This is a genomic window from Litoreibacter ascidiaceicola, from assembly GCF_900129235.1.
In the GTDB taxonomy this organism is placed as follows: Bacteria; Pseudomonadota; Alphaproteobacteria; order Rhodobacterales; family Rhodobacteraceae; genus Litoreibacter; species Litoreibacter ascidiaceicola.
Map to the genome: position 1 here is coordinate 1 of NZ_FQUV01000017.1, position 10,056 is coordinate 10,056.

Consider the following 10,056-nt stretch of genomic DNA (forward strand, 5'->3'; position numbering starts at 1 on the left):
ATTGCAGCCTCCAACGCAAGTTAACATGCTGTAATGTAACACAAAAAAACGGACAAACGAAGCTAAATCACGCGATCACTTGGGAAATGTGGGCTTAATAGTGTCGAAGGACATTTTCGCAAAACAAGGAAATTGGATGAGGGCGAATTTCTAAGACCTTATAAGAAGCTGCTACCGGACATAATTGCGTCACAGAGGAGTTTGCATCAAGCAATTGAGATTGCAGATGAAATCTATAAGTCTCTTAGTGCAAAAGGACATAGGGTTCAGTTTGCGCCACCAGATCAAAAGATGCACCGAGTTGCTTTTGAAGAGCGAGAAACACCGGGCAAAGATCGAAAGTACGGTCGGTACTCAATGGGTACGATTTGGTCGCCGCATCGTCCAACGATCACTTTTGTCGGGGATGTGCCCTTTGGTCTTACGCTGACGGAAATGACTGAACGGGCTACCATGCGGTATATTGGTGGAAGATTTGTTCGGGAAAATACCAAGCTGCCAGCCTCTAGACGTGGGCATGCTGCTCACACTTGGACGACCGAGCAAGACCTTCCTTGTGGTCGTTTTCGGTTAATCGCCTACTCCCCTCTCCAGGGAGTAGCGTGGACCGAAAGCTGGCAAGACACACCAAAGAGTTCCATTAAATCGATGGTTCCAGTCATCATCCGAAAATTGGAGAGTTCCAAAGGCGCTATCCATAAACTCATGGCAAAAGCAGAAAATGAAGCTGCTCAGCGGAAACTTGAATGGGAAGAAAGTCAAAAACGCTGGCGTCATGCTGAAGATCAGCGTCGTGTGGCGCAGGCTCGAGCCGATAGTCAAAAGCAGCTCTCAGAGATCATGGATAGGTGGGCGTCCACCGTGTCGGTAGAGCGGTTCTTTCTAGAAGCAGAAACGCGGGTTGAGGGTTTGGATGGCGAGCGAAAAGACAAGCTTTTAGAGCGTCTTAGGTTAGCACGGTCAATGTTGGGAACGTTGGACCCTTTAGAGTACCTAGAAGGGTGGATCGCACCTGATGAAATCTACAAAACTAAGTTCGATCAAGACTAAGCAAAAAGCACCAATATGAGTCTCTACCCTTTACTTGTACTTAATGTTGTACATATAAGGTTACGACAACAAGGAGAGTCGCGATGGATGTTATGACCTACTCAGATGCACGCGCCCAGCTTAAAGGCGTCATGGACCGTGCTATCCATGATCAGCAGGAAGTTGTCGTGACCCGCAAGAAGGGCGAGTCTGTCGTCGTCGTATCTTTGGATACTTGGAACGCCGTCAACGAAACGTTGCACCTCCTATCCACCCCGAAAAACGCATCCCGTTTGCGCGCCTCGATCGCGCAACTCGATGCCGGAACTGGCGAAGAGCGTGAGTTGACTGAGTGAAACTGGTCTTTTCTGACCAAGCTTGGGAAGACTACCAGCATTGGGTCAACACCAATGAAAAGATACGCGATCGCGTCAATGAGCTGATTAAGCAATGCAAGCGGACTCCCTTTAAGGGAACTGGAAAGCCGGAACCTCTGAAGGGAGACCTAACAGGATGGTGGTCACGGCGGATTTCTCAGGAAGATCGCATGGTCTACCGCGTAAGCGGTGCAGGTGAGAATCAAAGCTTGGAGATAGCACAACTACGGTTTCATTACTGAGCAACGCGATGCATACTTTTGAGACTAATGCACTGATCAGAAACGATATTAGTAGTCCGTTTCAGATTTTTCGTAAAACTCCCACATCTGCTCAATAAGCTGTCCTTGGGTGATTCCAAGACGTTCAGCCTCGCTTGCTATCGCCTCCCCTACCTTTGGGAAAACTTTAGGATGCAGTTGGTGCGTTCTCGGGCTAGGCTTACGTCCAGGTTTCTTACGAGGCGTACGATCAACAAAACCGCGAGCTTCACCAACTTCATCAACCTTGCGCACTTCCGCCGCGCCAGTATCTTTAGGCCGCGCAGTGAGACCTGCTAGTCTATTTGAGCCGCTCATACACTGCCTCCGTAAATGCCGTGGCGTTCAACAAGGCCTTGTCCACCTTGCCGCCCGTCACAATCTCAGGGTTGTTCAACATCGATGTAAGGTCACCGCCATAGGCAAAGAGTTCCGAGAACGCCGCGCGGGCTACGAGGGACGGTTCGATCATGTCGATCCCTGCCCCGCGCAATTGGTTTTCGAGTTCTTTCTGTACCCGGCTTTTCACCGCAGCGCTTGTCTTTGTCAGAACGACCGCGTGTTTGATCGTTCGGCTAAGAGCTTCTTCCTCTTCTTTGACAAGCGCTAGTGCCTCCGATCCAATCTCGGCATCTAACGCGGTAGGCTGCATCGGTACGATGACTAGATCAGCTTGCGAAATGGCACGACTCACCAATTGTGAAGCTACGCCTTCAAGATCTACGATCACGATCTTACCGTCCCCGTCCGCATTTTTGATTGTGGCCACAATCTCTGAACGCCCAATATCGCTGTAAAGAGTGACGCCCTTAGGCAGTCCGTGGGATGCCCAACGTGTAAGTGACTTGTTCGGATCACAATCCAAGGCAGTCACATCAGCGCCCATCCGAGCGAACTCTGATGCCAACAAAACTGCACAAGTAGACTTTCCAACTCCGCCCTTGGGGCTCGCCATTACGATGACCGGCATTAAACTAACCTGCTTTATTTCTCATACCGGAAACGTATCTATAACCAGATTTAAATTCAATACCTGTTATTTTTCTCATACCGGTATTATTTATATTACCGGATTTAAAAATTGTACCGGTTTTATTTCCATAACCGGTATTAAATCCTGTCATGGACGACCCCTTTTCTCAAACCAACTCTCACAAAACTTGATGTAGTGCTTAGTTGGATGTTTCGGCTCGATCTCTTCTTTGCCGCACCAACGACGCCACTCATGCTCCAGATGCCGGGTATCCCAGCCAGGAGCAGCTTCACGCGCAGCATCATACGCATCGGGTTCAAGTCGCCCCTCGAAAACGTCCTCTTGTGGGGTAGGGACCGAGCCACGAGAATAAAATACAGCCTGAGAACCCTCAAGACGAAGGCTGTAGTCTGGGATGTGGTCGTGAGCGACATCCTCCGCAACGATCTTAGAAATAAGGCGTTTAAACTCTTTGTCAGTTGAATAGGAGCCGCACTTTTCCTTGAGCTTAGTCAAGCCGATTGCCCAACGCTGCTTATATCCACAATGCTTACGTGCAATCTCATAAAGACGGCGTTCCAACGGCTTTCGAAGCCGGAAGTAGTTCCGGCTGAGTGTGAGAACTTCACGCGCGTTGATGGCATTGAACACCCAGTCTGACAGCTTAACTTCGATTTCCTGCATCCGGCCATCGCGGGTTTCCCTAACGATACGGTAGCGGTCAATCAGGCCGAAGCCATCTAGCACTTCCGTGTCTGCCGTTGTGATGTTTGTGGCAATACGAGTCCCGGAAAGCCGCTCAAATGCGGCTCTGAGCTGCTCATAGCCGCGACCATCAGTGCCTCTGTTCGTTGACGTAAGTAGGTCAAACGCCTTGAAACGTATCGTTTGATTGACCTCTCGACCATCGTTCAAAGCGGCAATGACTTGAGAAATACAGAAGATCAGGATGTCACGGTCGTAGACCGTTGCCAGTCCTTTGACTGAGGGAACAACTTCAACAAAAACGTCACCATTCTCATATCTACGGATATTCTTGTCCGGCTTTGTCGAGATCGAGAATACAGGATGCTCCATTGAAGCCATATCGCCCTTGGGCGCAGCATCAAAGATATCGCAGACGAAAAAATCGCCTTGCTGCATCCGGTCCGGCAGAAGAGGGGACCGTGCTTTCGTGTTATTACCCACCATACACCCTAAATTCGTGTTATTGCACACCGAGTCAAGTTCTTTCGTGCTACCACACACCAGCAGGCCAAAACGTGCTATTACACACCAATCTTCGTGTTATCACACACCTTCAAACGTGTTATCACACACCAAGCAATTGCCTAAGGCGTTGTTTATAAAATGCAAAAACGCATCAAAAATTAGCGTAACACATATATTAACACATATTTAACACAAGAAGCTGACAGGACATCTAATCATATTTCAGTTGAGCGGGTTATCGTCATACAGCCCACGATAGGCTTTATTCTTAAAATACAGGTTCTGCTTCGCCTTGAGCGGGCTCCGGTTTCCTACCAGCAGCAAGAGATCATCGGCTTTCATGCCCATGATCTGCTCCGCAGTCATGAGCTTCTGACTCTGCTCAGAGTAAGAAAAATCTCGACCCTCGTTCGCTGACTTACCTTCACTAATTTGCTGAGAATAGACAGTGCTTTCCCCGAGATGGCGCGCTGCCCATTCAGCAGTTTCGATGTCATTCAGGTTGAAGACGCGCTTGGTGATGCAGGAACCGAAAATCGAGCGGGCATCGTTTGGCCCATAGGCTTTTTCGACCTGGCCCGTGTCCTGTGTGACGAACAACGCCTCGACACCAGCACCTGCGGCGACGTTGGCAATATTCATGATCTGCTCCATGCGACCCATCCGCACGAATTCATCGAGCACGAGCAAGATCGGGGCCTTAACCTTGCGCCTCCCATCCTGGCGCACGACCGTGCCCAGAACGATGTTGATGAACAGGCGCATGAAGATGGCTTGCTTGTCCACTTGATCGAGCGGGACCGCGATGAAGAGATCAACCTGATCATCGAGAAGATCATCCATGCTGAAGCTGGATCCCGACAAAAAATGCCGCATGTTGTCCGACTGCATCCAATCGAACGCTTTGGAGACAGCCGTTTGGATCGACCCGCGTTCGCGATCGCCCGCGCGCAGAATAGTTGCGGCGGTCTGGGCAGGGCGGTGGCCAACAAGGTCGCCGTTTTCAGCCCAGGCCTCAAGTGTGCTGTCGAGGTTTGCTGACAACAGCAGATCAGCCACTGCGATCAGATTGCGCCGCTTCGGTTCTTCTTGGGTCACAACCACTTCGATCGCTGCGGCAACCAGCTGACGGGCCATTTCAGAGAAGTGCGCGCCGTCACCCTGTTCTGGTTTAACCAGGCCATCCGCGACCAAAGCCACGTCTCGCGCTAGCTCGCCCGGCCGGATGTAGTCGAGCGGGTTGAACTGATCCTTTCCATTTTCGACGAGGCCGAAAGGATTGAGGACGGCCACCTTGCGCCCGAGCGCTTTGCGGTGGCGGCGCGTCACGGCGAAATTCTCGCCCTTGATGTCGAGACAGACCACTGGCCCTTGGTGACCGAGGATCGCCGGGATAACAGCACTGACGCCCTTGCCGCCCCGTGTACCCGAGACAACGAGGTGGTGACCACCGCGCCATCCCTTGGCATCGTCCTTGACGTAGCGCAGCAGCTTGCCCTTGTGCAGGGCGAGGGGCAGGCCTGTCTTGTTGCGTGCCATGTGGGCGATGTCGCGGGGGTCCATCCAGCCCGCTTGCCAGGGTCCGGTACGAGATTTGCGGTTGCGGCCAATGCGCGGATTGAAAATTGCCATCAGCGGGGCGCTGACAGCGACAGCCACGCCAAAAGCGCCAAGCGAAAAGGAGATCGCCATGGCCTGCTTCTGGGGGTCAGAATACCGCGCCAGCCCTTTGAGGCCTTCCCAAATGGCGCGGGGGAGGGGCCAGCCCGTGCCAGTCCAGGCTTGGGTTGTCGCCAGCAGGTCGCTGAACGGGCCTCTGAGGGGCGTCAGGGCTGTAAAGGTGGCAGCGCATAGGCATAACCATGCGAGGAGCTTGAGAGGCGTCCTGTGACGCTCTGCGGCTGTCCCGAGGGTGTCGAGGATGGCAGCCACGGCGATGATCGGGAAGGCATAGGTGGTCACCGGGTAGATTGCGACCGCTTGCGGGGCGAGGATCATCGCGGCAGCGGCCAGGATCATAGCGCCGATCATGATCACCCAGTGGCGGGCATCCAGAACAAAACTCATGGCCGGTCCTCGTGACTTTCAGGAAACAGAATTTGCCAGAGCCCCCGGTCGCGGTCCCGTTCAGTGAGGCGGTCTGGCAGGTCGCGCCTCACAAGCTTTACAAGTTCGGGGCTCTGAAGAGCAGGTTCGGCGCTCAAACGGTCGAAGACCAAAGTGCCCAAGAGCCATTTGATGCGGTCTTCGTCTTTCTTCTGAGAGAGACGCCGCCGGGCATCGAGCGCTGCGATCTGGGCGTCGAGCTGGCTTTTCTTCTCGGTGAGTTCTGCAATGCGAGCGTCGGGCGGACGGCTTTGGGACATGGGGCAACCTCAGTGAGTAACGAGGCAAACGTAGCGTTAGATTGATAGGTTGAAAAGAAACAAATGCGCGCTTATACATTGTCTTCGACAACGTGCGCTGTGGCTGGTGTTGAAAATAGCCTGAAACTGCGGTGTGTGGTGTGACGATTGGCTTAGAAAATGCGGCATGACCGCATGCAGAGGGCGCGGCCCTCAAACTCCCCGCCAGCGCAATCAGACGCTGGACCCTGTTTTGAAGAGAGGCGTTCCTGCCGTGGCGATCTATCATCTCAGTGCGAAAGTAATCAGCCGGGCAGGAGGCCGGTCATCGGTCGCAGCCGCCGCCTACCGGACGGCTGGGCGGCTGCGGGATGACCGGCAGGGATTGGAGCATGACTATTCGCGCAAGGGTGGTGTCGTGCATTCCGAGATCATGGCCCCGTCGAGCTCGCCCGACTGGATGCGTGATCGCGACCAGCTCTGGAACGCGGTTGAGGCCGTCGAGAAGCGGCGTGATGCGCAGCTTGCCCGCGAGATCGAAGTGGCGTTGCCCCGTGAACTCGATCGGGGCGAACGCCTGGAGCTGTTGCGCGGTTTTGTTCAGCGCGAGTTTGTTGATCGTGGCATGATCGCGGACGTGGCTGTTCACGAGGCGCGCGCCCGTGATGGCCAATCGCAGCCCCATGCCCATGTCATGCTGACCATGCGGGAGCTGACAGGCGACGGGTTCGGCAAAAAGGATCGCAGCTGGAATGCGCCGGACCTGCTTGTGGGCTGGCGGGAGGCATGGGCGCGAGATGCAAACAAAGCCCTTGAGCGGGCAGGGCGGTCGGAGAGGATCGACCACCGGTCCATTGATGTTCAGCGGGCTGAGGCCGAGCAAGAGGTCGAGCGGGCGCGCGGAAACGGGCAGGAAGAGCTCGCGCTTGAGCGCGAGAAAAAGGTGGTCGAGCTCAGCCGCGAACCTGAGCCAAAAATTGGACCATCGGCCAATGCACTTGAAAAGCGCGGCATTGAGACTGAGCGCGGTGACGCCTTCCGCGCGGTACAGGACCGCAATGCTGCGCGCCAAGAACTGGGCTGGCGGCAGCTAGAATTGCGGCTGGAACTGGTCGAGCGCGGGCGCGCGTTTATTGCCACTGCACGCGAGCGGCTGGATCAGCTTTGGGAGCGCGCTGAAGCGGCGATGTCACGGATCAAGGAGAGAGTTATGGGCGAAGTTGAGAGGCCGCAGGCTGACGTAGAGCGGGGAGACGGTCGCAACGGTGCGGATGATCGTGATATCGTACAGCGGGACGCCCCCGATGACATGGAGGCCCGCCGGGCAGCGGTATTGGGACGCGGTGTTGATCGCTCAGAGGCGCAAGCGCCGGATTACGGGCGCGAGCGCCTTGCGCCGGATAATCCAGATCGAGATCGCCGTGACGCCATCCTCGGGCGTGTGCGCGACACCGGGCAGGAGCGTGATGCGGCTGCGGTAGAGCGGGACATCGCCGCCCGTGACGGTGAGGGTCGTGACCAAGGGCTGCGAGATGATATTCTCGGGCGTGGGCGAGATAGTGCGCCCGAGCGCGGGCAAGGTCGAGACCGCGACAGAGACAGAGAACGTTAAAACTGAAAGGAACCACATAGTGTTTGAAGATCGCCACAACAAAGACCAGAGGCAATCGCAGCCGCTTCCCAATTACACAGACGTTTACGACACCATGCTGTACCAAACACCGGATGGGACCTCGAAAGGGGCATTGCCGACGATCTACGCGTTTCGTGTGAAAGACCCGTTGTTATCACCTGATCCCAGGCCGGACTTTGTGTTGCTCGAAACCGACGATGAAATCCAAGCATGGCAACAGGCCATAGCAGGTCCTGTTGTTCTGAATGATGAGGGGCACATCACCGATGCTCCGCTGCTTGTCTGGAATAGTCTTCCAAGCCTGCTAACTGGGGATGACGAGATCATCGCTATGTATTCGCCGGTGGATGATGCGGACACTTGGCCGGTTTTGGCCCTTCAGGCGCACCCGTTCGACAAGGCCCTAGACACCGCGCCAGCGCGGGATCGATATTATTTTGAACAGAACAAGTTTGTGGGCTTGCTGTAGCACGCAACGCTGCACTTCATCCCGAAACCTTATGAACTTATGTGATTCCGGCAAAGCGCCGGTCTCGCTTTAAGCGATAGACAGGGCAGGGGATCGACGGGCTGACGCCCGCTCGCCCCAACCCTGACAGTTTCCAAATCCTATTGATCCGCCTGCCATCCTGTCAGGTCCGAGAAAACCGGCAAGCGTCGCCTGCGGCGTCGGTTACGGTCGAGAATTCCGGTTCCTCCCACGCGCAAGCGCGCGGTTCCCTCCCAAATTCACGCCCTCCACCCGGTTGTCACGGCCCTGTCAGGCCGCAGGCAGGGCTTTGCCCTTACCTGCTCTGCCGTTCGGAATGCATGGGCATTCCAAACAACAGAACAGGAAGGCCCGCCCATTGGCGGAAAGGGGCTCAGGCTTCCACCGCGTCATTCAAGGAGGGTCACAAATGACCAAAGAGAAATTTGACGTTTATTCCCATGTCACCGATCAGATTGTCGCGCAGATCGAGGCGGGCACGCCCCCGTGGCGCAAGCCGTGGACCGGAGGTGGGGCAACGGCCAGCTTGCCGGAGCGGTTCAACGGCGAGGCCTATCGGGGCATCAATATCCTGATGCTTTGGGCGACCGCGATGGACAAGGACTACAGTTCTGCCCGCTGGATGACGTTTAATCAGGCCAAGCAACTGGGGGGCCATGTCCGCAAGGGCGAGAAATCCGCTACGGTCGTGAAATACGGCACCGTTGAGCGCGAGGACGAGAATGGCGAGGAACGCCAGATCCCCTATGCCAAGGCCTACCGCGTGTTCAATGCCGACCAGATCGAGGGTTTACCCGCTGAATTCTATATCCTGCCCGATCCGCCCCGTGATCTGGGCACCGTGGCCGACCTCGCGTTGGAGGCATTCTTTGCCGCAACCGGCGCGCAGATCGACGTGACCGAGGAGCCGCGCGCCTATTACAACATCAAGACAGATCGCATCCACATGCCGCTGATCGCGACGTTTCACAGGGCGGCAGGATATTACGGCACCTTGGCGCACGAGCTGACCCACTGGACAGGAGCGACGAAACGGCTGGACCGTTTGGGCCGGTTCAATGATCGCAAGGCCTATGCATTCGAGGAGCTGGTCGCCGAAATCGGTAACTGCATGCTTTGCGCGCAGATCGGGGTGGAGCCTGAATTTGAACAGAGCGCGGCCTATGTCGAAGGATGGCTTGAGGCAATGAAGGAAGACAGTCGCGCGATATTTCGGGCCGCATCAGAGGCGCAGAAGGCCGTGGACTACATCATGGCCAGCACCGCGCAGGCCGAGCGGATGGCCGCTGAGTAACAGCCCCGTACTGTCGAGTGATAGAGGCCCCCGTCATCAGGCAGGGGCTTTTTGCCTTGTGGTTCGATCTTGGCCGTGGACGGTTTCAGGGTGACCTGTCGGCGGGCAACCAAAAGGCCACCCGCCGACAGGCCCGGCGCTTCGCGCGGACGGGCATGAGATGCCCAGACATCTGAAGTGGTATAGTGACAGAGTGCCCCCTTGAGACAGGATAAAAAAATCGCTCTTAGCGATCTTGTATCGCACAAGGAAGATCCTATCTATGTCTTATCGGTATGCCGGGCTTCGGTTCGGTTCGGAATAAAATCGCTGTATTTAGGATCGGTTCACCGATCCGTGGAGGGGCTGGTTCCCTCTGACGCCTACCCCCCAAGCGGCCCCTGTGGCGGCGGCGGGGCGGCGGCCCCCCGGGCGACCCCGGGGGGCCAGCATAAGGGATAAGG

12 protein-coding genes are annotated in these 10,056 nt (G+C 55.6%); 6 read left to right on the top strand and 6 right to left on the bottom strand.

Annotation, left to right across the window (positions count from 1 at the left end; translation table 11 throughout):
- Positions 1-132 precede the first annotated feature (132 nt).
- The 3 genes from BUB72_RS18715 to BUB72_RS18350 all read left to right on the top strand — a co-directional run bounded on the left by BUB72_RS18715 (position 133) and on the right by BUB72_RS18350 (position 1,648).
- Positions 133-1,050 (top strand): hypothetical protein, encoded by a 918-nt coding sequence (locus tag BUB72_RS18715; protein WP_175549213.1) that lies wholly within the window; start codon positions 133-135, stop codon positions 1,048-1,050.
- 83 nt (positions 1,051-1,133) lie between these two features.
- Positions 1,134-1,385 carry a type II toxin-antitoxin system Phd/YefM family antitoxin gene (locus BUB72_RS18345; protein ID WP_073146436.1) on the top strand — a complete coding sequence of 84 codons (252 nt, stop codon included), beginning with the start codon at positions 1,134-1,136 and terminating at the stop codon, positions 1,383-1,385.
- Positions 1,382-1,648, top strand: coding sequence for a Txe/YoeB family addiction module toxin (locus BUB72_RS18350; protein WP_073146438.1), 267 nt, complete (start codon positions 1,382-1,384; stop codon positions 1,646-1,648). The genes BUB72_RS18345 and BUB72_RS18350 overlap by 4 nt, the downstream gene beginning before the upstream one ends.
- A gap of 48 nt (positions 1,649-1,696) precedes the next feature.
- On the opposite strand, the gene BUB72_RS18355 is transcribed toward BUB72_RS18350, so the two are convergent.
- The 6 genes from BUB72_RS18355 to BUB72_RS18375 all read right to left on the bottom strand — a co-directional run bounded on the left by BUB72_RS18355 (position 1,697) and on the right by BUB72_RS18375 (position 6,217).
- Positions 1,697-1,984, bottom strand: coding sequence for a chromosome partitioning protein ParB (locus BUB72_RS18355; protein WP_073146441.1), 288 nt, complete (start codon positions 1,982-1,984; stop codon positions 1,697-1,699).
- Complete coding sequence (locus BUB72_RS18360; RefSeq protein WP_073146443.1) at positions 1,968-2,636, bottom strand: ParA family protein; 669 nt, start codon at positions 2,634-2,636, stop codon at positions 1,968-1,970. Before BUB72_RS18360 ends, BUB72_RS18355 begins: the two co-directional genes overlap by 17 nt.
- Positions 2,637-2,640: 4 nt before the next feature.
- On the bottom strand, positions 2,641-2,790 hold the full coding sequence (locus BUB72_RS18945) for a hypothetical protein (RefSeq protein WP_175549214.1): 150 nt from the start codon (positions 2,788-2,790) through the stop codon (positions 2,641-2,643).
- Positions 2,787-3,830, bottom strand: a complete 1,044-nt coding sequence (locus tag BUB72_RS18365) for a replication initiator protein A (RefSeq protein WP_073146445.1) — start codon at positions 3,828-3,830, stop codon at positions 2,787-2,789. Before BUB72_RS18365 ends, BUB72_RS18945 begins: the two co-directional genes overlap by 4 nt.
- Positions 3,831-4,073: 243 nt before the next feature.
- Positions 4,074-5,849 (bottom strand): type IV secretory system conjugative DNA transfer family protein, encoded by a 1,776-nt coding sequence (locus BUB72_RS18370; protein WP_245814942.1) that lies wholly within the window; start codon positions 5,847-5,849, stop codon positions 4,074-4,076.
- A gap of 65 nt (positions 5,850-5,914) precedes the next feature.
- A complete protein-coding gene (locus BUB72_RS18375) occupies positions 5,915-6,217 on the bottom strand; it encodes a hypothetical protein (protein WP_073146451.1) in 303 nt (100 codons plus the stop codon).
- A 253-nt stretch (positions 6,218-6,470) separates the two neighbouring features.
- Between BUB72_RS18375 and mobQ the strand changes: the two genes are divergently transcribed.
- The 3 genes from mobQ (at position 6,471) to BUB72_RS18390 (ending at position 9,613) form a co-directional block, all read left to right on the top strand.
- Positions 6,471-7,808, top strand: a complete 1,338-nt coding sequence (gene mobQ, locus BUB72_RS18380) for a MobQ family relaxase (protein ID WP_139250732.1) — start codon at positions 6,471-6,473, stop codon at positions 7,806-7,808.
- A gap of 19 nt (positions 7,809-7,827) precedes the next feature.
- On the top strand, positions 7,828-8,298 hold the full coding sequence (locus BUB72_RS18385) for a hypothetical protein (protein ID WP_073146455.1): 471 nt from the start codon (positions 7,828-7,830) through the stop codon (positions 8,296-8,298).
- Between the two features lie 430 nt (positions 8,299-8,728).
- Entirely contained in the window at positions 8,729-9,613 is an 885-nt protein-coding gene (locus BUB72_RS18390) for an ArdC family protein (protein ID WP_073146457.1), read from the top strand.
- Positions 9,614-10,056: the final 443 nt, after the last annotated feature.

Bases quoted from the DNA above. Each gene is read 5' to 3' on its own strand.
- BUB72_RS18355 (WP_073146441.1), bottom strand. From the start codon at position 1,984: ATGAGCGGCTCAAATAGACTAGCAGGTCTCACTGCGCGGCCTAAAGAT.
- BUB72_RS18345 (WP_073146436.1), top strand. From the start codon at position 1,134: ATGGATGTTATGACCTACTCAGATGCACGCGCCCAGCTTAAAGGCGTC.
- BUB72_RS18360 (WP_073146443.1), bottom strand. From the start codon at position 2,636: ATGCCGGTCATCGTAATGGCGAGCCCCAAGGGCGGAGTTGGAAAGTCT.
- BUB72_RS18365 (WP_073146445.1), bottom strand. From the start codon at position 3,830: ATGGTGGGTAATAACACGAAAGCACGGTCCCCTCTTCTGCCGGACCGG.
- BUB72_RS18370 (WP_245814942.1), bottom strand. From the start codon at position 5,849: ATGATCCTCGCCCCGCAAGCGGTCGCAATCTACCCGGTGACCACCTAT.
- BUB72_RS18945 (WP_175549214.1), bottom strand. From the start codon at position 2,790: ATGACAGGATTTAATACCGGTTATGGAAATAAAACCGGTACAATTTTT.
- BUB72_RS18375 (WP_073146451.1), bottom strand. From the start codon at position 6,217: ATGTCCCAAAGCCGTCCGCCCGACGCTCGCATTGCAGAACTCACCGAG.
- BUB72_RS18390 (WP_073146457.1), top strand. From the start codon at position 8,729: ATGACCAAAGAGAAATTTGACGTTTATTCCCATGTCACCGATCAGATT.